The organism is Actinotalea alkalitolerans (genome assembly GCF_023369855.1).
Taxonomy (GTDB): Bacteria; Actinomycetota; Actinomycetes; order Actinomycetales; family Cellulomonadaceae; genus Actinotalea.
Genome location: NZ_JAMBPP010000014.1, coordinates 58080 through 84158, shown reverse-complemented (window position 1 = coordinate 84158; position 26079 = coordinate 58080). Strand labels below are relative to the sequence as shown.

Annotated in this window: 26 protein-coding genes; 5 read left to right on the top strand and 21 right to left on the bottom strand. The window is 72.1% G+C overall.

Going from position 1 to position 26079, the window contains the following annotated elements; all coding sequences use genetic code 11:
* Positions 1-81: 81 nt before the first annotated feature.
* The 10 genes from M1R94_RS16590 to M1R94_RS16545 form a co-directional block, all read right to left on the bottom strand.
* On the bottom strand, positions 82-297 hold the full coding sequence (locus M1R94_RS16590; RefSeq protein ID WP_249382823.1) for a hypothetical protein: 216 nt from the start codon (positions 295-297) through the stop codon (positions 82-84).
* Between the two features lie 93 nt (positions 298-390).
* The gene (locus M1R94_RS16585) at positions 391-1371 is read right to left on the bottom strand and encodes a hypothetical protein (RefSeq protein WP_249382822.1); all 981 of its coding nucleotides are present in this window, start codon (positions 1369-1371) and stop codon (positions 391-393) included.
* A 28-nt stretch (positions 1372-1399) separates the two neighbouring features.
* Positions 1400-2704: a thymidine phosphorylase gene (locus tag M1R94_RS16580; RefSeq protein ID WP_249382821.1), complete on the bottom strand. Its 1305-nt coding sequence runs from the start codon at positions 2702-2704 to the stop codon at positions 1400-1402.
* A 5-nt stretch (positions 2705-2709) separates the two neighbouring features.
* Positions 2710-3138, bottom strand: a complete 429-nt coding sequence (locus M1R94_RS16575; RefSeq protein WP_249382820.1) for a cytidine deaminase — start codon at positions 3136-3138, stop codon at positions 2710-2712.
* A gap of 14 nt (positions 3139-3152) precedes the next feature.
* Positions 3153-4454 (bottom strand): ABC transporter permease, encoded by a 1302-nt coding sequence (locus M1R94_RS16570; RefSeq protein WP_249382819.1) that lies wholly within the window; start codon positions 4452-4454, stop codon positions 3153-3155.
* Positions 4451-5686, bottom strand: coding sequence for an ABC transporter permease (locus M1R94_RS16565; RefSeq protein WP_249382818.1), 1236 nt, complete (start codon positions 5684-5686; stop codon positions 4451-4453). The genes M1R94_RS16570 and M1R94_RS16565 overlap by 4 nt, the downstream gene beginning before the upstream one ends.
* A complete protein-coding gene (locus M1R94_RS16560) occupies positions 5683-7275 on the bottom strand; it encodes an ABC transporter ATP-binding protein (RefSeq protein ID WP_249382817.1) in 1593 nt (530 codons plus the stop codon). The genes M1R94_RS16565 and M1R94_RS16560 overlap by 4 nt, the downstream gene beginning before the upstream one ends.
* A 167-nt stretch (positions 7276-7442) precedes the next feature.
* A complete protein-coding gene (locus M1R94_RS16555) occupies positions 7443-8564 on the bottom strand; it encodes a BMP family lipoprotein (protein WP_249382816.1) in 1122 nt (373 codons plus the stop codon).
* A gap of 169 nt (positions 8565-8733) precedes the next feature.
* Entirely contained in the window at positions 8734-9951 is a 1218-nt protein-coding gene (locus M1R94_RS16550; RefSeq protein WP_374109485.1) for an amidohydrolase, read from the bottom strand.
* Positions 9952-10016: 65 nt separating this feature from the next.
* Complete coding sequence (locus tag M1R94_RS16545; protein ID WP_249382845.1) at positions 10017-11135, bottom strand: mannose-1-phosphate guanylyltransferase; 1119 nt, start codon at positions 11133-11135, stop codon at positions 10017-10019.
* Between the two features lie 296 nt (positions 11136-11431).
* Here M1R94_RS16545 and sdhC point away from each other — a divergent pair, with 296 nt between their 5' ends.
* From sdhC to M1R94_RS16525, 4 genes are read left to right on the top strand one after another with little or no spacing between them, the layout of a single operon-like run.
* Positions 11432-11812, top strand: a complete 381-nt coding sequence (sdhC, locus tag M1R94_RS16540) for a succinate dehydrogenase, cytochrome b556 subunit (protein ID WP_308199925.1) — start codon at positions 11432-11434, stop codon at positions 11810-11812.
* Positions 11812-12279, top strand: coding sequence for a succinate dehydrogenase hydrophobic membrane anchor subunit (locus M1R94_RS16535; protein ID WP_249382815.1), 468 nt, complete (start codon positions 11812-11814; stop codon positions 12277-12279). Before sdhC ends, M1R94_RS16535 begins: the two co-directional genes overlap by 1 nt.
* Positions 12280-12324: 45 nt before the next feature.
* Positions 12325-14106, top strand: a complete 1782-nt coding sequence (gene sdhA, locus M1R94_RS16530; protein WP_249382814.1) for a succinate dehydrogenase flavoprotein subunit — start codon at positions 12325-12327, stop codon at positions 14104-14106.
* Positions 14106-14885: a succinate dehydrogenase iron-sulfur subunit gene (locus M1R94_RS16525; protein ID WP_249382813.1), complete on the top strand. Its 780-nt coding sequence runs from the start codon at positions 14106-14108 to the stop codon at positions 14883-14885. Before sdhA ends, M1R94_RS16525 begins: the two co-directional genes overlap by 1 nt.
* Positions 14886-14949: 64 nt before the next feature.
* On the opposite strand, the gene M1R94_RS16520 is transcribed toward M1R94_RS16525, so the two are convergent.
* The 6 genes from M1R94_RS16520 to sigE are packed head-to-tail and all read right to left on the bottom strand — an operon-like array spanning position 14950 to position 20137.
* Positions 14950-15492 carry a 2'-5' RNA ligase family protein gene (locus M1R94_RS16520; RefSeq protein WP_249382812.1) on the bottom strand — a complete coding sequence of 181 codons (543 nt, stop codon included), beginning with the start codon at positions 15490-15492 and terminating at the stop codon, positions 14950-14952.
* A complete protein-coding gene (gene trpS / locus M1R94_RS16515; protein ID WP_249382811.1) occupies positions 15489-16517 on the bottom strand; it encodes a tryptophan--tRNA ligase in 1029 nt (342 codons plus the stop codon). The genes M1R94_RS16520 and trpS overlap by 4 nt, the downstream gene beginning before the upstream one ends.
* Before the next feature lie 43 nt (positions 16518-16560).
* Positions 16561-16968, bottom strand: coding sequence for a twin-arginine translocase TatA/TatE family subunit (locus M1R94_RS16510; protein WP_249382810.1), 408 nt, complete (start codon positions 16966-16968; stop codon positions 16561-16563).
* Between the two features lie 9 nt (positions 16969-16977).
* Positions 16978-18447 carry a S1C family serine protease gene (locus tag M1R94_RS16505; RefSeq protein ID WP_374109484.1) on the bottom strand — a complete coding sequence of 490 codons (1470 nt, stop codon included), beginning with the start codon at positions 18445-18447 and terminating at the stop codon, positions 16978-16980.
* A complete protein-coding gene (locus tag M1R94_RS16500; RefSeq protein WP_249382808.1) occupies positions 18435-19454 on the bottom strand; it encodes a zf-HC2 domain-containing protein in 1020 nt (339 codons plus the stop codon). Before M1R94_RS16500 ends, M1R94_RS16505 begins: the two co-directional genes overlap by 13 nt.
* Positions 19451-20137 (bottom strand): RNA polymerase sigma factor SigE, encoded by a 687-nt coding sequence (gene sigE / locus M1R94_RS16495; RefSeq protein WP_249382807.1) that lies wholly within the window; start codon positions 20135-20137, stop codon positions 19451-19453. The genes M1R94_RS16500 and sigE overlap by 4 nt, the downstream gene beginning before the upstream one ends.
* Positions 20138-20312: 175 nt before the next feature.
* Here sigE and M1R94_RS16490 point away from each other — a divergent pair, with 175 nt between their 5' ends.
* A complete protein-coding gene (locus tag M1R94_RS16490) occupies positions 20313-20954 on the top strand; it encodes an O-methyltransferase (protein ID WP_249382843.1) in 642 nt (213 codons plus the stop codon).
* 9 nt (positions 20955-20963) lie between these two features.
* On the opposite strand, the gene M1R94_RS16485 is transcribed toward M1R94_RS16490, so the two are convergent.
* The 5 genes from M1R94_RS16485 to M1R94_RS16465 all read right to left on the bottom strand — a co-directional run bounded on the left by M1R94_RS16485 (position 20964) and on the right by M1R94_RS16465 (position 26069).
* Complete coding sequence (locus M1R94_RS16485) at positions 20964-22532, bottom strand: leucyl aminopeptidase family protein (RefSeq protein WP_249382806.1); 1569 nt, start codon at positions 22530-22532, stop codon at positions 20964-20966.
* Between the two features lie 101 nt (positions 22533-22633).
* Entirely contained in the window at positions 22634-22801 is a 168-nt protein-coding gene (locus tag M1R94_RS16480) for a DUF3117 domain-containing protein (RefSeq protein WP_249382805.1), read from the bottom strand.
* A 168-nt stretch (positions 22802-22969) separates the two neighbouring features.
* On the bottom strand, positions 22970-24190 hold the full coding sequence (locus M1R94_RS16475; RefSeq protein ID WP_249382804.1) for a hypothetical protein: 1221 nt from the start codon (positions 24188-24190) through the stop codon (positions 22970-22972).
* An 80-nt stretch (positions 24191-24270) separates the two neighbouring features.
* The gene (locus M1R94_RS16470) at positions 24271-25239 is read right to left on the bottom strand and encodes a dihydropteroate synthase (RefSeq protein WP_249382803.1); all 969 of its coding nucleotides are present in this window, start codon (positions 25237-25239) and stop codon (positions 24271-24273) included.
* Positions 25236-26069, bottom strand: a complete 834-nt coding sequence (locus M1R94_RS16465) for an LOG family protein (RefSeq protein ID WP_249382802.1) — start codon at positions 26067-26069, stop codon at positions 25236-25238. The genes M1R94_RS16470 and M1R94_RS16465 overlap by 4 nt, the downstream gene beginning before the upstream one ends.
* Between the last annotated feature and the right edge of the window lie 10 nt (positions 26070-26079).

The window sequence follows — 26079 nt, the reverse complement described above, 5'->3', positions numbered from 1 at the left end:
GCGCACGGCGCCCGACCCGGCCCTCGCGGCACGGGACGGGTCAGGCGCGCTGACGTGTCCCGTGCGGTCTGCGGTCAGCGGTCAGCGGTCCTCGTCCGAGTCATCGATCGGCACGGTGAGCGCCTGGTCGACGACGTCGGGCTCGGGTGCCTCGTCCCGGAGGTCGGGGCGAGGAGCACGCGGCTGGTGCTCGGGTTCGACCGGGATCGTGGTCAGGCTCGGGTCCTGCGTCTGCGAGGAGTCCGGCGGGACGAGACCAGCGTCTGCCCATGAGCTGTCTCCGGGGACGGTGCTCATCGCGTCACCTCCTGGTCGGCGGACGCCGCCGTGGCGGCCTGTCCCCTCCATCGTCGTCCGCCTGGCCCTCGGACGCCACCGGGCGGTCCCGGTTCACCGGGCCGGCCGCAGGGTGGGAAGCACCGCCCAGGCCAGGTGCGTCCACCCACCGAGCGCGGCGCGCGGCCCGGTGGGCGCGAGCAGGTCGCCCCGTGGGACCGAGAACCTCCGCCCGCTCGCCGGCTCCCAGAGCACCAGGCCGTCGCCGGTCGTGCCCACAGCCAGCACGACGTGCCTGGGCACCGCCCGTGACCATCCCTGCGCGCTGTCACCCCCCACGTACAGCGGCACCGGGACGCCGCGGTCGACCGCCAGCGCCACCCTGTCCAGCGCGCCCGTCAGCTCCTCGGTGCGGGTGTCGTCGAGCACCACGGAGCCGTAACGCACACCCGGGTGCCGCGCCTGGGCGGCAGCGCCCCACGGAGGGGTGCCGAGGGAGGGCGGCCAGGGCGCCACGAGCAGCCCTCGCGCCGAGGTGCGGCGACGCACGACCTGCTGGACGGCCACGAACCGGCGCTCGGGCGGGCCGTCCGCGAGGCTCGCGAGCTGGTGCCCGGTGGCCCCGGACAGCTCGGTCGGACGCCGCCCGGCGCAGGACGTCCCGTCGGCGAGCCACAGGGCCAGCCACGGGTCGCCGACCGCGGCGAGCAGCGTCAGGACGGCCGAGCCGCAGGTCGTCGCATCTCCCTGACGGGCAGCGGTGCCCATGCTCCGGACCGGGTCGAGCACCGCGGCCCTGGTGGGCCGCGGTCGGTCCCGCCAGGTGGCGAGGAGCTCGGACGCGTCGTCGGGCCCGACGTCGGCTGCCAGCGCACGGCGGAGCACGGTGAGCCCCTGCGGGTCGTCCGCGAGGGATGCGACGACCTGCGCCGACCGCACCGGCTCGTCAGCCCGCCACCGCTCGAGGTGGGCCGATCCGAGCGCCTCGCGCAGGTCCCCCGGCGGCCAGCTCGGCGACACCTCGTCCGCGGGCGGGACGACGCGCTGCACGAGCCGTCGCGCGGCCGCCAGGACGGTGGTCAGCTGGTGGCCCACGGCCGCGCCCCCGCTCGACCGTGCCGCGTCAGTCGGCCGCGATGCGGTCGATCACGAGCGGGCGCTCGGGTGGACGGGAGCCCTCGGGGGCGATCGTCACCGCATCGGCGAGCGCCTGGCGCGCCCGCTGGAAGCGCTCGGGCGTGTCGGAGTGCAGCGTGAGCAGCGGCTCACCCGCACGGACCAGGGCGCCCGGCTTGGCGTGCAGCTCGATCCCCGCCCCTGCCTGCACCTGGTCCTCCTTGCGCGCCCGGCCGGCACCGAGCCGCCAGGCCGCGACACCCACCGCGAGCGCGTCCAGCCGGACGACGACACCGTCGGCCGGTGCGAGCATCACGTCGGTCTCCCGCGCGACCGGAAGCGGGGCGTCGGGGTCGCCGCCCTGGGCGCGGATCATCCGGCGCCACACGTCCATCGCGCGCCCGTCGACCAGCGCGTCGGCGGGATCGACGCCGTTGCCCGCGCCCGAGGCCGCGAGCATCTCGCGGGCGAGGGCCACCGTGAGCTCGACGACGTCGGCCGGGCCTCCCCCGGCCAGCACCTCGACCGACTCGCGTACCTCGAGCGCGTTGCCCGCGGTCAGCCCGAGCGGTGTCGACATGTCCGTCAGCAGGGCCACGGTGCGGACGCCGGCGTCGGTCCCGAGCGCGACCATCGTCCGGGCGAGCTCGGTGGCCTGGTCGACGTCCTTCATGAACGCCCCGGTACCGACCTTGACGTCGAGCACCAGGGCCCCGGTGCCCTCGGCGATCTTCTTGCTCATGATCGACGAGGCGATCAGCGGGATCGCCTCGACCGTGCCGGTGACGTCGCGCAGCGCGTAGAGCTTGCGGTCGGCGGGGGCGAGCCCCGAGCCGGCCTGGCAGATGACCGCCCCGACGTCCTCGAGCTGGGCGAGCATCTCCTCGTTGGTCAGCGCGGCACGCCAGCCCGGGATCGACTCGAGCTTGTCCAGCGTCCCACCGGTGTGCCCCAGACCCCGGCCGGACAGCTGCGGGACCGCCACCCCGCAGGCGGCCACCACGGGGGCCAGCGGCAGGGTGATCTTGTCCCCGACCCCTCCCGTGGAGTGCTTGTCCGCGGTGGGGCGCGAGAGTCCGGAGAAGTCGAGGCGCTCCCCCGACGCGATCATCGCCGCGGTCCACCGGGCGATCTCACCCCGGTCCATCCCGTTGAGCAGGATGGCCATCGTCAGCGCTGACATCTGCTCGTCGGCCACCACGCCGCGCGTGTACGCGTCGATGACCCAGTCGATCTGCCCGTCGCTGAGGCGACCGTGGTCACGCTTGGTGCGGATGACGTCGACGGCGTCGAACTGCTCGGTGGTGCTCATGTCCCTCAGGCTCTCTCGACGAGGTCGTCCGGACCGAAGGCGTCAGGCAGCACCTGCGTCATCGGCTTGATCCCGCTGACGGTGTCCACCAGCAGGCGCGCACCGCCGTGCTCCCACAGCAGCTGACGGCAGCGTCCGCAGGGCATCAGCGCGTTCCCGTGGCCGTCCACGCAGGCGAAGGCGACCAACCGACCACCCCCCGAGGTGTGCAGCGCACCCACCAGTGTGCACTCGGCGCACAGCCCCACGCCGTACGAGGCGTTCTCGACGTTGCAGCCGACCACGACGCGTCCGTCGTCGACCAGCGCGGCGGCGCCCACCGGGAAGCCGGAGTAGGGCGCGTACGCCGTGGTCATGACCTCACGGGCAGCGGCCCGCAGGGCGTCCCAGTCGATCTCGGTGGCGTCGGTGGTGCTGCTTGACGGTTCAGCCATGGTCGGTCCTTCGATCACTTGACGTACGGGATGCCCTCGGCGGCAGGCGGGCGGACCCGACCCACCAGACCGGCGACCGCGAAGATGGTGGCCAGGTACGGCAGCATCGACAGGAACTGGCTCGGCACGGGAGACCCGAGGTTGTTCAGCACCTGGCGCAGCGAGTCGGCGAAGCCGAAGAGCAGTGCCGCCGCGAGGGCGCCCTTGGGGCTCCACCGGCCCAGGATCATCGCCGCGAGCGCGATGAAGCCCTTGCCCGAGGTGAGCTCCTTGGTGAACGCCAGCCCGGCCGAGACGAGCGCTGCACCACCCAGGCCCGCCACCGCACCACCCAGGATGGTGTTCCGCACCCGGGTGAGGTTGACCTTGATGCCCACGGTGTCGGCGGCCTTGGGGTGCTCGCCCACGGCGCGCACCCGCAGTCCCCACCTGCTGCGGAACAGCATGACCTGGAGCACGGCCACCACGATGTACATGAGGTAGACCACGAACGAGTGGTTGAACAGCACCGGGCCGAGGATCGGGATCTGGGACAGCACCGGGATCGGCAGGGTGGGCAGCCGCGGCGGGGAGTTGAGCGCCTGCGGGTTCTGGGTGAGGACCGTCGAGAACAGGTAGTTCGTCACCCCGATGACCAGCACGTTCAGCACGACGCCGACGATGATCTGGTCGATCCGGTAGCGCACCGCGAAGAGCACCAGCCCCGCTCCCACGATCGCACCGGCGATCGGCGCCGCGATGAGCCCGGCGTAGGGGTTGCCGGTCAGGCTCGCGACCACCACGGCGAGGAACGCCCCGGCGAGCAGCTGCCCCTCGATCGCGATGTTGATGATCCCGGACCGCTCGCACAGCAGGCCCGCGAGCGAGCCGAAGATCAGCGGGATCGAGAGCGTCAGCGCTCCGGTGAGCAGGATGGTCAACGGCAGCGCGTTGCTGTTGCCCGCCATGACCCAGACCAGGAAGGCCAGCAGCACCAGGCCGCCGAAGAGGATCGGGATCCAGGTCGCGACCCGACGCCTCTGGAACGTCAGCACCGTGGCCCAGACCGCGAGCGCGAGCGCACCCAGCGAGAGGACCATGGCCGTGGCCTGGGAGGGCACCGCGAACGGGGAGATCTCCACGTAGTCACGGCTGCTGGCGACCATGAACCGTGTGGTGTCGTCGGCCGGCGTGAGCAGCGCGAAGAACACCAGCGAGATCAGGCCCACGCCGATGTAGGTGATCGGTCCGCGCAGACCGATCCGAGCCTGGATCGTCGCGGCGTCAGGCGTCTGCAACGAGCCGGACGGCGGCTGGGGTGCGGTCACCGTGCTCATGCGCGGGCCCCCTTCATCGAGTAGCCGAACAGGGTGGCGATGCGGTGGAAGATGGAGAGCTCTCGGACCAGCGGCGGTGCGGCGATCAGCAGCACGATCGAGGCCTGGATGACCTGGACGATGTCGATCGGCGTGTTCGCCGAGGTCTGCATGAGCGGGGAACCCGCACGCAGCGCCCCGAACAGCAGGGCCGCGAGCACCGTCCCGAGCGGCCTGGAACGTCCCAGCAGCGCGACGGTGATCGCGTCGAAGCCGATCGACCCTGCGCTCGAGGCCTGCAGCGACTTGTCCGTCCCGAGGATCTGCGTGGCGCCGCCCATGCCCGCGAGCCCGCCCGCAGTGAGCATGACGAGCACGAAGACCAGGTTGACCCGGATGCCGGCCGTCCGGGCCGCGTTCTGGTTGGCACCCACGGCGCGGAACTGGAAGCCGAGGACCGAGCGCTCCAGCAGCCACCAGACCGCCCACGCCGCGAGGATCGCGACGATGAACCCCGCGTGCAGGCGGAACCCGCTGCCGAGCAGCAGCGGGAAGGTCGCGGTGTCGGCCACCACGGGCGAGATCGGCCTGGTGCCGCCCTGGGCGAGCAGCTGGGTGGTCAGCAGGTAGGAGATCAGGTACACCGCGATCGAGTTGAGCATGATCGTGACGATCACCTCGTTGGCCCCGGTCCGTGCCTTGAGGAAGCCCGCGATGCCGGCCCACAGCGCCCCGACCACGATCGCGGCGAGGCAGGCGATCACCAGGTGCACCCCGGCCGGCATCGAGAACGTGATGCCGACGAAGGTGGCGGCGGCCGCCCCCACCAGGACCTGCCCCTGGGCGCCGATGTTGAACAGACCCGAGCGGAAGCCGACCGCGAGCCCGAGGCCCGCGAAGATCAGGGGCACCGAGGCGGTCATCGTCTCGGTGATCGGCCGGATCCGGCGTACCGCGGTCGTCGCCTCGTAGTCGAAGATCGCACCACGGAACAGCGAGGAGTACGCCCCGAAGATGGCGTCCCAGGAGGCGCCGAAGAAGTCGCTCGGCCGTGCGAAGAGGTACACGGCTGTGGCCTGGACCTGCGAGTTCGCCGCGGCGATCAGCACGGACGACGCGATGAGCGCCATCAGGATCGCCAGGATGATGGTCAGCCAGGAGGCGTCGAGGACCTGCTGGAGCAGGTTGCGCCGCTCACCCTCGGCCGCCGGTGGTGGCGCCGACGGCGCGACCAGGGTGTCGGTGGTCGTCACGGGATCTCCTCGTCGCGGTCGGCAGGCGCTGCCGGGTCGGACCCGCCGAGCAGGGTGTGGTGCTCGGCGGCCTGGTGCTCGGCGGCCTGCGGCGGGACGCCGGCCATCATCAGGCCCAGGACGTCACGGTCGGTGCCCCCGGGGACGATGCCGATGATCTTCCCGCGGTACATCACCGCGATCCGGTCGGCCAGGGCGAGCACCTCGTCGAGCTCGGTCGACACGATGATCACCGGGGTGCCGGCGTCGCGCTCCCGCACGATGCGCTTGTGCACGAACTCGATCGAACCCACGTCCAGGCCACGGGTCGGCTGCGAGGCGACCAGGAGGCGCAGCGGGCGGGACATCTCGCGGGCCAGCACGACCTTCTGCTGGTTGCCCCCCGACAGGGTGCTCACCGGGTCCTGGATCGAGGTGAGGCGGACGTCGAACTCCTCGGTCCGAAGACGAGCGTTCTCGGCGACCCGAGCCGGGCTGAGCGACCCCGCCCGGGCGAAGGGGGGCTCGCCGTGCAGGTCGAGGATCAGGTTCTCCGCGATCGAGAAGGAGGAGATCAGCCCGTCGGTGCTGCGGTCCTCGGGCACGAAGCCGACGCCAGCTCGCAGGACGTCGTCGACCGACCCGCCCAGCAGCTCCTGACCGTCGAGCGTGATCGAGCCGCTGCGCGCGCGCAGCAGCCCCAGGATGGTCTCGGCGAGCTCGGACTGGCCGTTGCCCTGCACCCCGGCGATCGCCAGGATCTCCCCGCGACGCACCTCGAAGGAGATGTCGTCCACGACCCGGGTGCCCACCGGGTCGATGACCGTGAGGTGCTCGACCCGGAAGGTCGCCTCGGCGACCTGGGCGGGGGCCTTGTCGACCCCGAGGTTGACCGAGCGACCGACCATCAACGACGCGAGGTCGGCGGCCGAGTCCTGCGGGGAGGCAGTCCCCACGACCTTGCCGCGCCGGATCACGCTGATCCGGTCCGCGACGGCGCGTACCTCGCGCAGCTTGTGGGTGATGAAGACGATCGCGGTGCCGGCGGCCTTGAGCTGTCGCATGATCGCGATCAGCTCGTCGGTCTCCTGGGGGGTGAGCACGGCGGTGGGCTCGTCCAGGATGAGGACCTTGGCGTCACGGCTCAGCGCCTTGATGATCTCGACCCGCTGCTGGACCCCGACGGGGAGGTCCTCGACCAGCGCGTCCGGGTCCACGTGGAAGCCGAAGCGGTCAGAGATCTCCTTGACCCGACGACGGGCCTCGGTGAGGTCGATCAACCCGCCCACGGCCGAGGTCGGCTCGTGGCCGAGCACGACGTTCTCGGCCACCGTGAAGACCGGTACGAGCATGAAGTGCTGGTGGACCATGCCGATGCCGGCCGCCATCGCGTCGCCGGGACCGGCGAAACGCACGGGCTGGTCGTCGAGGAGGATCTCGCCACCGTCCGGGTCGTAGAGCCCGTACAGCACGTTCATCATCGTCGACTTGCCGGCCCCGTTCTCCCCGAGGAGGGCGTGGATCTCGCCGGTCTCGAAGGTGAGGTCGATGTTGTCGTTGGCGACCAACGACCCGAACCGCTTGGTGATACCCCGTAGCTCAAGCTTCACGGCTTCTTTGCCTCCCACGATGACGGTGACCTGACCCTAGACGCCTCGCCGCCGGCGACACGAGGGACCACGTGTCGGGCTCTGGCAGGCCGGTGGCCCGGGCGCTCTCACGTCCCGGGCCACCGGTCGGTCGTCGACGACCGAGGTGCCTGCTGTGCTGGTGCGCGTCAGTCGGTCGGGGTGGCCGAGACCGAGTCGACGACCAGGTCACCGGCGATGATCTGTGCGCGGAGCTCCTCGATCATCGACACGACCTCGGCGTCGACCTGGCTCTCGAAGTCGTGCAGCGGGGCGAGGTCGACGCCCTTGTTCTCCAGCGTGCCGACATACGGCTCGGAGCTGAAGTCGCCCTGGACCGCAGCCTCGATGGTGTCGTAGACGGCGTTGCCGATCTGCTTGATGACCGAGGTCAGGATGAGCGACTGGTACTGCTCGTTGGAGGCCTGCAGGTAGCCGTCCGAGTCGACCCAGATGACCGAGACGCCGTCGGCCTGGCTGGCCGCGTTGAGCGAGCCGGCACCGACCGGGCCGGCGACGGGCAGGATGACGTCCGCGCCCGAGGCGATGAACTGCTCGGTCGTGGTGCGCCCGGCCTCGGTGTCGGAGAAGTTCCCGATCATCGAGCCGTTCTGCGCTTCCTTGTCCCAGCCGAGCACCGAGACGTCGGTGCCGTTGTCCTCGTTGTACCGTGCGACACCGTCGACGAAGCCGTCCATGAAGATCGTGACCGACGGGAAGGGCATGCCGCCGAAGGTCGCGACCGTGCCCGTCTCGGACTGGCCGGCCGCCAGGTAGCCGGCCAGGAACGCGGCCTCCTGGGTGTTGAAGAGCAGAGGCTTGGCGTTGTCGAGCTCGACCGGGCTGAAGTCCTCGGCCGAGAACGCGCTGTCGACCAGCGCGAAGTGCATGTCGGGGTTCTCCTCGGCGGCCGCCTGGATGGAGTCCTCGAGGGCGAAGCCGACACCGATGATGAGGTCGCAGCCCTCCTGGACCATCGAGTCGACGTTCGCGGTGTACTGACCGGGGTCGGCGGACTCGGCGGTGCGGATCTGGATGCCGAGGGTCTGCTCGGCGAGCTCCAGGCCCTCGAAGCCGGACTGGTTGAAGGAGGCGTCGTCGAAGCCGCCCTCGTCCGAGACCATGCACGCGGTGAAGTCGACCGTCTCCTCGGCCGTCTCACCAGGGTCCGCGGTCGTGGCTGCCGGCTCGTCGTCCGGTGCACTCGCACAGGCCGAAAGGGCCAGGGCCGTCGCGGTGGCGAGCACCGCTACCCGAGTCACTCTGTTCACGTCGTCACTCCTGTTTCGTCCATCGACGTTCGTGCCGTCTCGGTGCTGCGTGTCTGCGTGCGCCGTTGCGCGCAGAACTGTGGTGCAGGTCCCTATCGGCTGTTGTAGACCGAACACTAGTGGTGCTCAGATCACGCCCGTGTTACCCGTCGGTACTCGACCTGAGTTGTTACCCATTCGGAATGTTGCCGGCCAGCAGCGCGACGTGGCTGAGCACCTTGGCGCCCACGCCGATGGCCTCCTCGTCGACCGAGAAGTCCCCCTGGTGGATGTCGTAGGTCCGACCGCCCGGGGTCCTGGTACCCAGGCGCGCCATCGCCCCCGGAGCACGCGTCAGGAGCCAGGCGAAGTCCTCGCCTCCCAGCGACTGCTCGGTCAGGTGGACGGCCGCAGGGCCCAGGACGTCACGCGCGGCGATGTCGAACAGCCTGGTGGCCGCGGCGTCGTTGTCGACCGGGGGGACACCGCGCTGGTGCTGGATCTCGACCTCGACCCCGTACGGGGCGACCACGTGCTCGACCGCCTCGCGCAGCACCCGACCGGCGTCCTCCCAGGCCCGGGCCTCGAGGCAGCGCAGCGTCCCGCGGACCGTACCGCTGGCCGGGATCGCGTTGCTCGCCGTCCCGGCATGGACCGCACCCCAGGTCAGGTTGACTCCCGAGCGCGGATCGAGCCGACGTCCGAGCACGGCCGGGACCTGCGTGATGACCTGCCCGAGGGCGAAGACGACGTCGCCGGTCAGGTGCGGGCGCGAGGTGTGGCCCCCCGAGGCCGTGAGGATCACCGACACCGGGTCGGAGGCCGAGGTGATCGGGCCGATCCGGGAGCCGATCCGGCCGACGTCGAGCTTGGGGTCGCAGTGCAGCGCGAAAACCTGCGCGACCCCGTCCATGGCCCCTGCGGTGATCGCGTCGATCGCTCCGCCCGGCTGGATCTCCTCGGCGGCCTGGAAGAGCAGGCGGACCCCCGTGGTCAGCCTGTCCTGCGCGGCGAGCTCGCCCAGCACGAGACCGGCACCCAGCACGACGGCGGTGTGCACGTCGTGCCCGCAGGCGTGCGCGACACCGGGGATCGTCGACTCCCAGGGCTCGCCGCACGAGTCGGTCACCGGCAGGGCGTCGAGGTCGGCGCGGAGCATGATCCGACGACGACCGGTCGCGACCGGTCCGGGTCCGATGTCGCAGACCAGGCCGGTGCCCGGGAGCAACCGGGGCTCGAGGCCCGCCTCGCGCAGTCGCGCGGCGACCACGTCCGTCGTGCGGCGCTCGGTGCGGCCGACCTCGGGGTGGGCGTGCAGGTCTCGGCGGATCGCGATCAGCTCGTCGAGGTAGGAGTCCACGCGAGCGGCGAGGTGGTCAACGGTCACGGTCCGGGCAGCTTCGAGCACCTCCCGAGCCTAGTTGCCCGTCAGGGCGGCACCCACCCGCGCGGGCCAGGGCACGGTCGGGTGCCTCAGAGCAGGTCGGTCCGGCCGGCGTCGCGGACCGCGTCGACCACGGACTTGAGCCGCTGGGCGTGGGCGCGGGTGGTGACCAGAAGTGCGTCGGGGGTGTCCACGACGACGACGTCCGGCAGCCCGAGCACCGTGACCATCCGTCCCGACCGCGGCACCACGAGCGCTCCGGGCGCGTCGACCAGCAGGGCGTCGCGGGGGTCTCCCAGGATGCGCGACCCGTCGTCCGGGGCGGTCCCTGGGCTCGGCGCGGGCAGGACCTCGACCAGCGAGGCGAAGTCCCCCACGTCGTCCCAGCTGAAGCTGCCGGGGACGACCGCCACCCCGCCGGCGGCCGCGACCGGCTCGGCGATCGCGTGGTCGATCGCGATCCTCTCCAGGGTCGGCCACACGCGGTCCAGCACCTCGGCGCGGTGCGGGGTGTCCCAGGCCGCGGCGATCTCCCGCAGCCCGTCATGGAGCTGCGGGTGCAGCCGCGCGAGGTGCCCCAGGAGAACCTCGACACGCACGATGAACATGCCCGCGTTCCAGCGGTACTCCCCGGTGTCCAGGTAGGCCTGCGCGGTGGCGGCGTCGGGCTTCTCGGTGAACCCGGGCACGTGCCGGGCGCTCGGTGCGGCAGCCAGACCGAGCTCCTCGCCCGCCCGGATGTACCCGAAGGCCGTCGAGGGGCTCGTCGCCTCGATGCCCACGGTCACCACGTAGCCCTCCCTGGCCGCGGCGACCCCCTGCTCGACCGCCTGGGCGAAGCCAGGACCGGCGTCGATCACGTGGTCGGCGGCGAACGACCCGATCACCACGTCTCCCTCACGCTGCGCCAGCAGCGCCGCGGCGAGCCCGATCGCCGCCATCGAGTCGCGCGGGGAGGGCTCGGCCACGAGTCCGCCCTGACCCAGGTCCGGCAGCTGCTGCCGGACGGCCGCCTCGTGCCGCGCCCCGGTGACCACCAGCACACCGTCGGGCCCGGTGAGCGGGGTCAGCCGGTCAACCGTGGCCTGCAGCAGGGTCCGCCCGCTGCCGGTCAGGTCGTGCAGGAACTTGGGCTCACCCGCCCGGGAGAGCGGCCAGAGCCGCGTCCCGGCCCCGCCGGCGGGCACGACGGCGTGGAAGCCTGGCACGCGACCCGTGCTCGGCGCCGGGTCGGGCGCGCCACCCTCGCCGGTCGCCGGACGGGCGACGCCGCGGGGGTCGGAGGGCTGGGGCACGGAGGGCTGCACGTCGGCGGACACCCGTGAAGGGTAGCCAACCCCCGTCGTGCGCCGCGGCCTGGCCGAGACCTGTGGTGTTGGTCACAAAGTCGCACGTCACAGGACTCCTGGCCCTTGCGCCGGCGTCGCTCCGCGCGGCGCGTGGTTACAGTCGAGGTCGATAGACTCGACAGGACGACGTCGTTCCAGGACTGGGAGGCTCACCCGTGCCCGATGCGCCGGCTGGCACGCTCTACCGCGGCCGCGAAGGGATGTGGTCCTGGGTCGCCCACCGGGTGACCGGGTTCCTGATCTTCTTCTTCCTCCTGGTCCACGTGGCCGACACCTCCCTGGTCCGGGTCTCCCCCGAGGCGTACAACGCCGTGATCGGCACCTACAAGAACCCGATCATGGGCCTGGGCGAGCTCGGGCTGGTCGCCGCGATCGTCTTCCACGCCTTCAACGGCATCCGGGTCATGCTGGTCGACTTCTGGTCGCAGGGCACCCGCCACCACCGCCTCATGCTCTGGATCGTCATGGGGCTCTTCGTCGTGACCATGGCCGCGTTCACCCCGCGCCACCTGATGAACGTGTTCGGAGGCCACTGATGGCGCAGACCGTCACCCCCTCCGCGCTCGAGGCGCCGCGCAGCCCGCGCAGCCCGCGCAGCCGTCGCAGCACCCGGACCAACTACGAGCTGTACGGCTGGGTCTTCATGCGCGCCTCGGGCGCCCTGCTGCTCGTCCTGATCTTCGGGCACCTGTTCATGAACCTCTGGGTGGGCGAGGGGATCAACGCGATCGACTTCGCGTTCGTCGGTGGCAAGTGGTCCTCTCCCCTGTGGCAGACCTGGGACCTGCTCATGCTCTGGCTCGCGATGATCCACGGCACCAACGGCGTGCGCACGATCATCAACGACTACGCCGAGCGCGACGCGACCCGCATCGTGCTCAAGAGCGCGCTGTACCTGGCCTTCGTCGTGACCGTGGTGCTCGGCACCCTGGTGATCTTCACCTTCGACCCGTGCCCGCCGAACGCCCCGGCCGAGCTCCTCGCCTCGTTCTGCACCGCCTGACCCGACCGCTCCTGACCGACCCGCCGACGAAGGACTGAACACCTGATGCAGACCCACCAGTACGACGTCGTGATCGTCGGCGCCGGGGGCGCGGGGATGCGGGCTGCGCTGGAGTCCTCCGGTCGCGTCCGCACCGCAGTGATCAGCAAGCTCTACCCGACCCGGTCCCACACCGGCGCAGCCCAGGGCGGCATGTGCGCGGCCCTGGCCAACGTCGAGGAGGACAACTGGGAGTGGCACACCTTCGACACCGTCAAGGGCGGTGACTACCTGGTCGACCAGGACGCCGCCGAGATCATGGCCAAGGAGGCCATCGAAGCGGTCCTGGACCTCGAGCGGATGGGTCTGCCCTTCAACCGCACCCCCGAGGGCAAGATCGACCAGCGCCGGTTCGGGGGGCACACCCGCAACCACGGCGAGGCCGCCGTGCGCCGCTCGTGCTACGCCGCCGACCGCACCGGTCACATGATCCTGCAGACCCTGTACCAGCAGTGCGTGAAGCAGGACGTCTCGTTCTTCAACGAGTTCTACGTCCTGGACGTGCTGCTCAGCTCGGACCTGTCGACCGGCGAGGTCGCCGACGGTGAGCCCGTCGCGGTCTCGGGGGTCGTCGCCTACGAGCTGGCCACCGGCGAGATCCACCTCTTCCGCGCCAAGTCCGTGGTCTTCGCGACCGGGGGCGCGGGCAAGATCTACAAGACGACGTCCAACGCCCACACCCTCACCGGTGACGGCATGGCGCTGGCCCTGCGCCGCGGCATCCCGCTCGAGGACATGGAGTTCTTCCAGTTCCACCCCACCGGCCTGGCCGGCCTCGGGATCCTGCTGTCCGAGGCTGCACGCGGCGAGGGCGGCATCCTGCGCAACGGGGACGGCGAGCGCTTCATGGAGCGGTACGCGCCCACCATCAAGGACCTCGCCCCACGCGACATCGTCGCCCGGTCCATGGCCAACGAGGTGCGCGAAGGTCGGGGAGCGGGACCCAACAAGGACTACGTCCTGCTGGACCTGACCCACCTCGAGCCCGCGCACATCGACGCCAAGCTGCCCGACATCACCGAGTTCGCCCGGACCTACCTCGGCATCGAGCCCTACACCGAGCCCGTCCCGGTCTACCCCACCGCGCACTACGCGATGGGCGGCATCCCGACGAACATCAACACCGAGGTGCTGCGCAACAACACCGACGTCGTCCAGGGGCTCTACGCCGCGGGCGAGGTGGCCTGCGTCTCGGTCCACGGCTCGAACAGGCTCGGCACCAACTCGCTGCTCGACATCAACGTCTTCGGCAAGCGCGCCGGGATCGCGGCCGCCGCGTACGCCGCGACGGTCGACTGGGCCGAGCTGCCCGAGGACCCGGCCGCCTACGTCGTGGGCGAGATCGAGCGGATGCGCGACCAGCCTGTCGGCGAACGCGTCTCCGACCTGCGCCGTGAGCTCCAGGAGTCGATGGACCTCAACGCCCAGGTCTTCCGCACGCAGGAGTCCCTCACCCAGGCGCTCGCCGACATCAAGCACCTCAAGAAGCGCTACGGCTCGGTGAGCGTCCAGGACAAGGGCCGGCGCTACAACACCGACCTGCTCGAGGCCCTCGAGCTGGGCTTCCTCCTCGAGCTGGCCGAGGTGGTCGTCGTCGGTGCGCTGGCTCGCGAGGAGTCTCGCGGCGGCCACTTCCGGGAGGACTTCCCGACCCGTGACGACGAGAGGTTCATGATGCACACCATGGCCTACCAGCGTCCGTCCTCCACGGCGGGCGAGACCGAGATCCGGCTCGACCACAAGCCCGTGATCATGACCCGCTACCAGCCGATGGAGCGCAAGTACTGATGACTGCCGTCGTGGACGCCCCGTCGGGCGCAAGCCCAGAGACCGCACCCGAGGTCGGAGCCGTGCCGACGTTCGACGTCACGCTCCGGATCCGGCGCTACAACCCCGAGGTGGCCGGCGACGAGGCGTACTGGGAGGAGTTCACGGTCACCGCCCACGGCACCGACCGTGTGCTCGACGCGATGCACAAGATCAAGTGGGAGCTCGACGGGTCGCTGACCTTCCGTCGGTCGTGCGCCCACGGCATCTGCGGCTCGGACGCGATGCGGATCAACGGCCGCAACCGGCTGGCCTGCAAGGCCCTGCTCAAGGACCTCAACCCCGACAAGCCGATCACGATCGAGCCGATCAAGGGCCTGCCGGTCGAGAAGGACCTCGTCGTCGACATGGAGCCGTTCTTCGCCTCCTACCGCGAGATCATGCCCTTCCTGATCACCAGCGGGAACGAACCCAGCAAGGAGCGGCTGCAGTCGGCCGAGCAGCGCGAGCGGTACGACGACACCACCAAGTGCATCCTGTGCGCGGCCTGCACCTCCTCGTGCCCGGTCTTCTGGACCGACGGCCAGTACTTCGGCCCGGCGGCGATCGTCAACGCGCACCGGTTCATCTTCGACAGCCGTGACGAGGGTGGTACCCAGCGGCTGGAGATCCTCAACGACAAGGAAGGGGTGTGGCGCTGCCGCACCACCTTCAACTGCACCGAGGCCTGCCCCCGGGGCATCGAGGTCACCAAGGCGATCCAGGAGGTCAAGCGGGCGATGATCACCCGCGCTTTCTGATCCCGACGCCGCGAAGGGCCTCCCCGGTCGTTCCGGTGGGTCCCTTCGTCGTGTCCGCGTCAGGTCAGGGTGATCCGAGCGGGAAGTCACGCACGGGACGCCACACGCCGTCGTCGCCGTGCTCGAAGACCTGGATCGCGTCGACGAGGAAGTCGGCCTCGTAGTCGGCGAGCTCGTCGAACGCACGGTCGAGCGCGGAGTCGTCGAGGTCGTGGGCCACGGTGACGTGCGGGTGGTAGTTGAACCGCAGGTCGGCCGCCAGCGGTCCCGAGCGCACCGCACGCTCGAGCAGCTCGCACTCGGCGATGCCCTTGACCACCTGCACGAAGACCACGTCGGACACCGGGCGGAACGTGCCGGTCCCGCGCAGCAGCACGGTGAACGGGGAGTGCCCGCGGGTCACCTCGGTGAGGTGGTCCCCGACGACCTCGAGGTCACGCTGCTCGACGAGCGTGGGGCCCAGGAGTGTCACGTGCGGAGGGATGTCCTGCGCCAAGGGGTCCCCGAAGGCCGCCCGGGCACGTTGCAGCATCGGCCCGTAGGGGGCCGGCACCTGGATCGCGACACCGATGCGGACCTGGTCCCCCACGCGCTGGGGGGAGATCACCGCAGCTTCCCGCGAGCGGGAAGCAGACCGATGCTGTCGTAGACCCGGGCCACGGTGGCCCCGGCGATCGCCCGCGCCTTCTCGGCCCCGTCGGCCAGCACCTGGTCGAGCAGGTCGGGATCGTCGAGGTAGCCGTGCACCCGCTCCTGGAAGGGGACCAGGAAGTCCACGACCACCTGGGCGAGGTCGACCTTGAGGTCGCCGTAGCCCTTGCCGTCGTACTGCTGCTCGAGGTCGGCGACCGGACGGCCGGTCAGCGCCGAGTAGATGGTGAGCAGGTTCGAGACACCGGGCTTCGTGGCGACGTCGAACCGGATCTCGCGGCCCGCGTCCGTCACGGCGGACCTGATGCGCTTGGCGACGGTCTTGGGCGGGTCGAGCAGCTCGATCAGTCCGTTCGCCGTCGAGGCCGTCTTGCTCATCTTCGCGGTCGGCTCCTGCAGGTCGTAGATCTTGGCCGTCTCACGCACGATGTGCGCCTCGGGCACGACGGTGATCTCCCCGTACCGGGCGTTGAGCCGCTGGGCGAGGTCCCGCGTGATCTCCAGGTGCTGACGCTGGTCCTCCCCGACCGGGACGAGGGCGGCGTCGTAGAGCAGGATGTCGGCGGCCATCAGCACCGGGTAGGTGAACAGGCCCACCGTCGTGCCCTCGGCGCCCTGCTTGGCGGACTTGTCCTTGAACTGCGTCATCCGCGACGCCTCGCCGAACCCCGTGTGGCACGAGAGCACCCAGGCCAGCTGGGTGTGCTCGGGGACGTGGGACTGCACGAACAGCACCGACCGCTCGGGGTCGACCCCGGCGGCGAGGTACTGCGCGGCCGTCCGGCGGGTCCGCTCGCGCAGCAGGGCCGGGTCGGGGCTCACCGTCAGCGCGTGGAGGTCGACCACGGTGTAGAGGGCGTCGTAGTCGTCCTGGAGCGCCACCCAGCTGGTCAGCGCGCCGAGGTAGTTGCCCAGGTGCAGGGAGTCGGAGGTCGGTTGCATCCCGGACAGGATGCGGGGTCGCTGCGACGCGTGGGGCATGGCGTGCATTCTGACAGGTCACCCGGCCGTGGGGCGAAACGGGTCAGGTCGCCTCGTCGTCGAAGGGGGCGACCGGCGTGGCCTCGTCGGCGTCGGGTGTGCCCGGGCGACGCGTGGCCGCCGGCGCCGGGCGGGTCGTGGACGCCCCCGGGCCCGTCACGTAGGCACGGACCCCCGGGTTGAGGGAGACCGGCTTGGGATCGTCCAGGAGGGCCTCCCGGACGATCCTGCGAGGGTCGTAGCGCCGAGGGTCCAGAGAGGCCCAGTCGACCTCGGCGGCCTCCTCGCCGAGCTCGCTCGCGACCCTCTCCTTGGTCGTCGAGACGAAGCTGCGCAACGAGCGGACCCAGGTACCGAGCTGCTCGGCGTACCCGGGCAGGCGTTCGGGCCCGATCACCAGCAGGGCGACGAGCAGCAGGACGAGCGCCTCGGCGCCGTTGATCCCGAACACGCGGCCAGCCTAGTTCGTGCTCACCTCGTCCAGGACGACCCGGACCTCACGCTCCGCACCGTCGGTGCGCACCGTGAGGACTGCTGAGTCCCCGGGCGTCTTGGCGCGGATCGCGACGATCAGCTCGTCGGCCTGGGTCACCGGCCGTCCGTCGATCGCCAGGATGATGTCGCCCGGACGGATGCCGGCCCGATCGGCGGGGCCCTGCGCGGTGACCGGGTCGTTGCCGTTCTGCGCCTCGGTCGCGACCTGCACACCCTGGCCGCTGTACCGCGAGTCCAGCAGGACGCCGATCACCGGGTAGGTCGCCGTGCCCGACTCGATGAGCTCCTCGGCGGTGCGCCGGGCCTGGTTCGAGGGGATCGCGAACCCGAGGCCGATGCTGCCCGAGGCCGCCACCTGCCCGGGGGGCTGGGCGATGGCCGAGTTGATGCCGACGACCTCGCCGATCCCGTTGACCAGCGGTCCGCCCGAGTTGCCCGGGTTGATCGCCGCGTCGGTCTGGATCGCGTTGATGAACGCGGTCTCCGAGGCGTTGCCCGCCGAGACCGGACGGTTCAGGGCGCTCACGATGCCCGTCGTGACCGTCCCGGTCAGCCCCAGGGGGGCACCGACGGCGATCACCGGGTCGCCCACGCTCACCGCGTCCGAGTCCCCCAGGACCAGCGGCGTCAGGCCCGAGCGGTCCACCCGGATCACCGCGAGGTCGTACTCGCTGGTGCGGCCGATCAGCTCGGCGGTGGACTCGGTGCCGTCGGCGAAGAGCACCGAGATCTGCGCCCCACCTGTCGCCCCCTCGGAGACGACGTGGTTGTTGGTCAGGATGTAGCCGTCCTCGCGCAGGACGAACCCTGAGCCGGTCGCCGCGCCCTGCGCACCGCGCACCTCGATCGACACGACGCTCTCGAGCACCTGCGCGGCAACCGCGGCGACCCCGGTCAGCTCACCGCTCAGACCGGCACCGTCCGAGCGTCCGACCGGCAGCGCAGCGTCCACCGGACGTGCGGAGTCCGTCACCCGCTCGGCCAGGACACCACCCACGGCTCCCATGAGGAGGGCGCCGATCAGCAGCGGGACCACCCACAACGGGCTGACGCCCCGCCGACGCCCCTCGCGCGGGGTCGGGTCAGGAGGGAGCGGTCTGCCCCAGCTGTCCGAGCCGAAGCCGGAGAGCGGCGGAGCGGCTGAGGGTGCGACAGGAGCCACCGGTGCGTAGGGCGTCGTCCCCGCGGTGACGACCGGTGCCGGCACGAGCGGGACGGGCTGCGGCGACGGGCTGTGGAAGCCGTGGTCGGGCGCGGGTGCTGCCCTGCCGGGGTGAGCGTCGGTGGGGGCCACCGGAGCGGGAGCGGGTACCGGGGGTGGGACCGGCGCCGGGATCGGCACCTCCCCCGTCCCGCTCGCGGGACCCTCGAGGGGCCGGCGGGTCGACGTCGGCGGAGCGAAGGGGTTCTGCTGCTCGTTGCTCACGGGTTCCATGATCCTGCCAGGACCGCCCAGCCGCGCGAGATGCGCGCGGGCACGCCGTCGTCGTAGTCACGCGTGGGGAAAGCTCCCACGAGCTGCTCCAGCACCGCGGGAGGGACGTCTGCCACGACGCTGACCACGGTCTCGCCCGACTGCCACACCCCGTGCCACGGCTCCACGGACAGGACGTGGACGACCTTCCCGTCGAGGTCGACCGTCATGCTCCGCGCGACGGCGGCCGGGTCGAGACGACCCTGCTCCTCGCAGATCACGATCGTGCCGTTGTCGCCCGACAGGTCGATCTCCAGCGTCCGACGCCCGGTGGCATCACCGTCGGTCCTGACCGCGGTCACCGCGAACCCCTCGGGCAGCCGCTCGGGAGAGGTCCAGTGGTGACGCTCGAGCCACTCGAGGACCGCGAGATGGCCCTCCGGCGCCTCGAGCGGGCCGTCACCGGCCCGGACCAGCACCGCCCGCCGGGCCTCACCCAGGTCCACCGTGCCGGGCTGGGCCTGCGCAGCCCGGCCGAGCAAGGTCAACGCGTGCGCCGGGTGCGCCGCCGGGGCGACGTCAGGACGCTCCCCGAGAGTGACCAGACCCGAGATCAGCACCCCGGCGCCTGCGGCCGCCACGACGACCCACCGGCCGGTGACCCGCCGTCGACGGGCCAGGTTGCCGTCCAGGCACCCGGGAGGGAGCGAACCCTCGGGCCGCGAACCGGGCAGCGGCGCCCCGCTCGAGGACCGGACCCCGTCGTGCGTGACGCGGGGGCGCTCGCCGCTCGTGGCACCCTCGGCGTGCGCGGGTCGGTGATGCCCCAGCGCCATCAGTCGCGCTGTCAGCTCGGGCGCGCACGGCACGTCCATCGCAGCGGTGAGCGCCCGACGGGCGGCACGGGCCGCCGCGAGCTCGGTCGCGCACGCGGGGCACGTCGCGACGTGGGCCAGGGCCCGCTCGGTGGCCGTCGGCGACAGCTGCCCGTCGGCCAGGGCACTGATCTGGGTACCCAGGTGGGTCATCGTGCGCCCACCCGGACCTCGGACCGGGCCCGAGGCACCCCCTGGTCATGCTGGCCCGTCCGGGCCGGCGCGGGCGGGTGCGCCGCGCTGGACCCGCCGTCCAGGACGGGCCGAGGAGCACGGTGCGCGAGCGTGTCACGCAGCTGGGCGCGGGCGCGATGGATCCTGGAGCGGACGGTGCCGAGCTTGATGCCGAGCGTGACCGCGATCTCCTCGTAGGACAGCCCCTCGATGTCACAGAGCACCACGGCGGCGCGGTACTCGGGCGAGAGAAGGTCCAGGGCGTGCTGCACGTCGTGGTCGAGGTTCGCGTGCTCGTAGCCGCGTTCGGGCGTCCCCAGGCCGGTCCCGCCGGGCACCTGGTCGGCGTCGTCGCCCAACGGGTCCATCCGGATCCGTCGTCGACGGCGGACCTGGTCGAGGAAGAGGTTGGTGGTGATGCGGTGCAGCCAGCCCTCGAACGTGCCCGGCGTGTAGCTCGACAACGACCGGAACACCCGGATGAACGTCTCCTGGGTGAGGTCCTCGGCGTCGTGCTGGTTGCCGGTGAGCCGGTACGCGAGGCGGTACACGCGGGCGGAGTGGTCGGTGACGATCTGCTCCCAGCCCGGCGCCTGGTACTCCGCGGGCTCGATGGCGTCCAGGGCACGCCCGACGTCGGCAGCGCCCGTGTCCGGTACCACCCGCGTCCTCCGTCCCTCGGTCACGACCAGTCTCCCAGGCCGTGCTCGTTCAACGAGCCAGGAGTCGTACATGTTCCGTGAAGACCTGGAGACGTCCCTGCCGCCGGTGCGCACCGGCTCGCGGCGGTAGCATCAGGCCAGATCCTCACCCGTCGCAGAGCCCCTGGAGGCCACCATCGCCGCCGACGCGTCCGCCAAGTCCGCGAGCTGGGCCTACAGCGAGGACTTCGTCGTTCTCGACGACGCCCTGCTCGCGGCGACCGACCGGGCCGCCCAGCTGGGCTGCGCCGCGGTCAGCCCCGGCACGGGAGCCGTCCTGCAGCTCGTGGCGGCAGCGCTGCGCGCGACGGCGGTCGTCGAGATCGGGACCGGCGCGGGCGTCTCGGGCCTGTGGCTCCTACGCGGGATGGCACCCGAGGGTGTCCTGACCAGCATCGACGTCGAGGCCGAGCACCAGCGGGCTGCCAAGCAGGCGTTCGCCGAGGCAGGGATCCGCACCACCCGGGCCAGGACGATCACCGGCCGCGCGCACGAGGTCCTCCCCCGCCTGACCGACGGCGCCTACGACATGGTCGTGGCCGACGCAGACGTGCTCGACCTGCCCGCCCACATCGACCAGGCCCTGCGTCTGCTGCGGCCCGGCGGTGTGCTGGCCGTCCCACGCGCACTGGGGCACGACCGCGTGCCCGACCCGGCTCGACGCGACGAGGTCACCACGACCCTGCGTGAGGTGGCCCGGTCGCTGCGCACCGACGAGCGTCTGGTGCCTGCGCTGCTGCCCTCGGGCGACGGCCTCCTGCTGGCCGCCAAGCGCTGAGGACGGACCTCAGCGCAGCTGGGCGAGCCAGCGCAGCAGCAACCGGGCACCGAAACCGGTGGCCCCCTCGACCACCTCGTGGCTCGAGGATGCCGCCCGGGCCGGGCCTGCGACGTCCAGGTGCACCCAGCGGTTCGCGCCCACGAAGGCCTGCAGGAAGAGCGCGGCGGTCACCGCTCCCGCTCCCACGGCCACCTCGCCCGGGACGTGCCGCAGGTCTGCGACGGTCGAGCGGGTCGCCGAGCGGTAGTCCTCGACCAGAGGCATCCGCCAGAGCGGTTCCCCGGCAGCCGCACCAGCGTCCTCGAAAGCTCGTGCCAGGCGGTCGTCCGGGGTGAAGAGCGCCCCATGATGCTTGCCGAGCCCCTGCGACGCGGCACCCGTGAGCGTGGCGACGTCGACCAGGATGTCGGGATCGAGGTCAGCCGTGGCGTGCGCGAGGCCGTCGGCCAGGACGATGCGTCCCTCGGCGTCGGTGTTGGCGATCTCGACCGTGGTCCCGCCGTACACCCGCAGCACGTCACCCGGTCGGTACGACGACGCCCCCACGGCGTTCTCGGCCAACGGCAGCACGGCGGTCACCCGGTGACGCAGGCCGGCAGCGGCCGCACCGAGCACGGTCGCGAGCGCCACGGCCGCGCCGGCCATGTCAGTCTTCATCGGGACCATCGCCTCACGCGCCTTGATGGACAGTCCCCCGGTGTCGTACGTGATCCCCTTGCCGACCACCACCACGTGACGACCCGGGCGCTCCGAGGTGCCCTGCGGGGGCTCGTAGCGCAGCGTCACCAGCCGGGGACCGTGCGCCGAGCCACGACCCACGGCGAGGATCCCGCCGAACCCTGCCTCCTCGAGGGCTGCAGGCTCCAGGATCTCGACCCGGAGCCCGGCCGCCTCGCCCAGCTGCCGGGCCTGCTCGGCGAGCCACTGCGGGTTCTTGGTGTCCGACGGCGTCGCGGTCAGGACCCGTGCGGTCCAGGTCGCACGTGCAGCCAGGCGACCGGCCTCGACCGCGGACTCGGTGTGGCGACCCAGCAGCACGAGCTCCTCGGCGGGTCCGGGAGGGGGCTTGCGGGTCGCGCGGGAGGGGTGGCGGTAGCAGCCCAGCAGGTAGCCCTCGACCAGAGCGCGTACACCGTCCTGACCGGCGTCCGCGCCGGTGGTGGTCACGACCCGACGCAGCCCGCGGGTGGACCGGGCCACCGCCGCCCCGGCACGCCTCAGGTCCGCCGGACGGCCCGCACCGATGCCGACCAGGACGACCCGACGAGGCAGCCCGTCCCACGGCAGGTCCCGCGACGTGCCGACGCCCCGGGGCAGCTGCACGGTCTGCACCTCACCGGCCGCACCGGTCACCTCGAGGCGGTCGGCCAGGTCGGACAGGTCGATGCCGTACCGGGCTGCCGCGTCGGCCGTCCCGGTCCGTGGCTGGACGCCCTCGTCGTCGTCGGACGCGGGTGCGACCGGCAGGACGAGCGCATCCACGCCCTCGTCGTGCAGAAGGGTCGAGGACGCGACGGTGCCACGGACCACACGGATCGCAGGAAGATCCTGCGGGACGACCGGCGCCGGCGTCACCTCAGCCCCCGCACGAGGGCCCGCGGCCCGTCGGGACGTCGTCGCGCGGCGACTGCTGACCGGACCTGGCACGGCGCTCGGTGACCTCGGAGGCTCGTTGATCAGCTGACGACGGAGGTCAGGGCCTCACCGAGCTCGCCCGCCTCGGTCGCGTTGAGCTCGACGACGAGACGCCCGCCACCCTCGAGCGGGACACGCATGACGATGCCGCGACCCTCCTTGGTGACCTCGAGCGGTCCGTCACCGGTCCTCGGCTTCATCGCAGCCATCGGTGGATCCTCCTCGTTAGTCCCAGCCCGCCCTGCAGACCTTCCGGACGCTCGCCGACCAGGGGTCGGGTGGAGAGCTCAGGGAGGCCGAACGGACGGATGTCCGAGATCAGTCTAGTTCACCCGGACCACTTGTCCGGGCCGGTCCGCGCCGGCAGACCAGCAGCATCACGGCGGCCAGTCGGCCGGAGGGATCAGCCGCCACAGCGTCCAGACCCACCAGACCTGTCCTGCGACCCCCAGGACGACCAGCGCCGCCGTCCCGCCGACCAGGGCGCGAGCCGGCCACCGGGCCCCCGGGGCACGCGCCGCGGGAGCACCCGCGACGAGCAGTCGCACCACGCCCAGCAGCACCGCCGGGGCCAGACCCACGGCCAGCAGCAGGAAACGCACCAGGCTCGTGCCCGGCTCGACGACCAGCAGGAGGTACGCGAGGTAGCCCGTGGTCCACCCGGACAGCTCTGGTCCGAGGTCGCGCAGCGTCCGCCCCAGCACCAGGGCGAGCAGCAGCATCACGACCACGGCGAGCAGGACCACGCCCCACGGCCCGGCCAACCAGCGCGCCATGTCGAGCCACGGGACCAGCGGCACGACCTCGGGCCGCGCACGCCAGGCCGCCTGCGTCTGCAGGTACGCACCCGGGACGCCGGTGACCAGCGCGCACACGATCGGCCAGAGAACGCCCGCCACGGCGCTCGCGACCCCCAGCACCGCGAGCCCGAGCCGGTCGGCGGAACGCATCGACCCACCGTCCCGCATCGCCCACCAGCGGTGCAGGCCGTGGACGAGGACCGCGACCAGGACGGGCAGCGCGACCGCACGGGTCAGCCCCAGGGCCAGCACGAGCGGCACCGCCGCGAGGTACCGGTGCTCGCGCAGTGCCAGGAGCACAGCCGCGACCAGGAGCAGCGCGAGCGACTCGGTGTACGCGACCTGCAGCACGGGGGACGCCGGTGCGGTCGACAGGACCGCGACCGTACCCAGCGCCAGCCCGCGGGGTGGCACCCGCACCCCTCCCCGCGCGGGGAGCCGCTCGGCCGCCCCGAGGACGAGCCGGTGGACCACCAGCATCGCCGCGGCACCCAGCACCAGGGCGAGCGACGGGGCGACCACCTCCCACGGCGCCCCGGTCACGACCATCAGGACCCTGACGAGCGTCGGGAAGAGCGGGAAGAACGCCCACGCGTTCTGGAGCACGGCGCCGTCGGCCCCCCGCGGGAGCTCGGTCGGATACCCCTCGACCGCGATCTGCCGGTACCACGACGCATCCCACATCAGGCCCGTGTACTCGACGTACGAGGGCGCGGCCCCGGTCCACAGCGAGGCCTCCTGGGCACCCGCGACGACCACGAGGACCAGCGCGCTCAGCGCCCGAGCCGCGCCGTGCACCGCCAGCACCTGGACCCACCACGGCCACCGGGTCGGGCGCGGACGTCGTCCGACGGGCGACCGGCGGGGCTCGGGTGGGTTCACGCGAGCCCGCGGGCCACCCGCGCCGGCGGGCGGTCTCCCCGCAGCACGGCGACCATCTCCAGCACCCGCCGGGTCGCCCGCACGTCGTGGGTGCGGAACACCGACGCCCCCGACCACGCAGCGACCGCGGTGGCCGCCAGGGTCCCCTCGAGCCGCTCCTCGACCGGGAGGTCGAGGGACTCCCCCACGAAGTCCTTGCGGCTCAGGGCCATCAGCACAGGGAACCCGAGCGCCACCAGCCGGTCGGTGCGACGGGTCAGGTGCAGCGAGTGCCAGGTGGTCTTGCCGAAGTCGTGCGTCGGGTCGACCAGCACGCTGCGCGGGTGCACGCCGGCGTCGACAGCCCGCCGCGCCGCGGCGGTGAGCGTGCGCAGGACGTCCTGGAGCACACCGTCCAGCGGGTCGACCGACGGCCGCTCACCGGCCCCGTGGAGCCCAGGCCCGCCGTCGTCGTCCGGCGCGGCCAGCGGGTAGGCCGGGCGCAGCGGGTCCGTGCGGGGCGGGAGCCCGCCGGTGTGCGAGCAGACCACGCCGGCACCGTGGGCTGCGGCGACCTCGACGACCCGTGGGTCGTGACCCGCCCAGGTGTCGTTCAGCAGGTCGGCACCCGCCGCGGCGACCACGTCGGCGACCTCCGACCGCCAGGTGTCCACGCTGATCAGCACCTCGGGGAACTCGCGCCGAACCTGCTCGACCAGCGGCAGCACACGGGCGATCTCCTCGGCCGGGGTGACCGCGGGGCCACGACCGGCCCGGACGCCCCCGATGTCGACCAGGTCCGCACCGTCGGCCACGGCCTGCTCGACCGCTCGCAGCGCCGTGCTGCCGGTGCTCCGTGCCGCAGGGTAGAAGGAGTCGGGTGTGCGGTTCACCACAGCCATCACCGCCGCCCGGCCCGGTGCCACCGCGCGCCCCCGCAGGCGCAGCCCCGCACCGGCCGGCGGCACCCCGACGCGGTCGGTCATCCGTGCTCGCGCGAAGCCCGCTCGGCCTCCTGCTCGGCGGCCGCGTTCTCGGCGACAGCCGCCTCCTCCTCGGCCCGGCGCGCGGCGTCGCGCTCGCAGACCAGACGCACCGCGTCCTGGGGGTCGTCGACCAGCTCGATCAGGTCGAGGTCCTTGGCGCTGATCGTGCCCTGGTCGAGGACAGGTCCCCGGAGCCACTCGAGCAGGCCCTTCCAGTACGAGGTGCCGACCAGCACGATCGGGAACTCGGTGACCCGCTGGGTCTGCACGAGCGTGAGCGACTCGAAGAGCTCGTCGAAGGTCCCGAAGCCGCCTGGCAGGACGACGAAGCCCTGGGCGTACTTGACGAACATCGTCTTGCGGGCGAAGAAGTACCGGAAGTTCACACCGAGGTCGACCCACTGGTTCATGCCCTGCTCGAAGGGCAGCTCGATGCCCAGGCCGACCGAGAGCCCGCCGGCCTCGTGGGCCCCCTTGTTGGCAGCCTCCATGATCCCCGGGCCGCCCCCCGTGATGACGGCGTACCCCTCGTCCACCAGACCACGGCCGATCGCCTCACCCATCACGTACTCGGGCTCGTGCGGCTTGGTCCGGGCCGAGCCGAACACGCTCACGGCACGGCCGACCTCGGCCAGCGCCCCGAAACCCTCGACGAACTCGCTCTGGATCCGCATGACGCGCCACGGGTCGGCGTGCACCCAGTCGGCCGCACCCCCCTGGGCGAGCAGGCTCTGGTCATGGGTGCGGGCGGGGACCTGACCACCACGCAGGAGGACCGGTCCCCTGCGGTAGCCGTTGGAGGGGGCGGGTGGACGCTGGTCTGCAGTCATGGTGCCGACT

Bases quoted from the DNA above. Each gene is read 5' to 3' on its own strand.
- M1R94_RS16590 (WP_249382823.1), bottom strand. From the start codon at position 297: ATGAGCACCGTCCCCGGAGACAGCTCATGGGCAGACGCTGGTCTCGTC.
- M1R94_RS16580 (WP_249382821.1), bottom strand. From the start codon at position 2,704: ATGAGCACCACCGAGCAGTTCGACGCCGTCGACGTCATCCGCACCAAG.
- M1R94_RS16575 (WP_249382820.1), bottom strand. From the start codon at position 3,138: ATGGCTGAACCGTCAAGCAGCACCACCGACGCCACCGAGATCGACTGG.
- M1R94_RS16570 (WP_249382819.1), bottom strand. From the start codon at position 4,454: ATGAGCACGGTGACCGCACCCCAGCCGCCGTCCGGCTCGTTGCAGACG.
- M1R94_RS16535 (WP_249382815.1), top strand. From the start codon at position 11,812: ATGGCGCAGACCGTCACCCCCTCCGCGCTCGAGGCGCCGCGCAGCCCG.
- sdhA (WP_249382814.1), top strand. From the start codon at position 12,325: ATGCAGACCCACCAGTACGACGTCGTGATCGTCGGCGCCGGGGGCGCG.
- M1R94_RS16525 (WP_249382813.1), top strand. From the start codon at position 14,106: ATGACTGCCGTCGTGGACGCCCCGTCGGGCGCAAGCCCAGAGACCGCA.
- trpS (WP_249382811.1), bottom strand. From the start codon at position 16,517: ATGCCCCACGCGTCGCAGCGACCCCGCATCCTGTCCGGGATGCAACCG.
- M1R94_RS16505 (WP_374109484.1), bottom strand. From the start codon at position 18,447: ATGGAACCCGTGAGCAACGAGCAGCAGAACCCCTTCGCTCCGCCGACG.
- M1R94_RS16500 (WP_249382808.1), bottom strand. From the start codon at position 19,454: ATGACCCACCTGGGTACCCAGATCAGTGCCCTGGCCGACGGGCAGCTG.
- M1R94_RS16480 (WP_249382805.1), bottom strand. From the start codon at position 22,801: ATGGCTGCGATGAAGCCGAGGACCGGTGACGGACCGCTCGAGGTCACC.
- M1R94_RS16470 (WP_249382803.1), bottom strand. From the start codon at position 25,239: ATGACCGACCGCGTCGGGGTGCCGCCGGCCGGTGCGGGGCTGCGCCTG.
- M1R94_RS16465 (WP_249382802.1), bottom strand. From the start codon at position 26,069: ATGACTGCAGACCAGCGTCCACCCGCCCCCTCCAACGGCTACCGCAGG.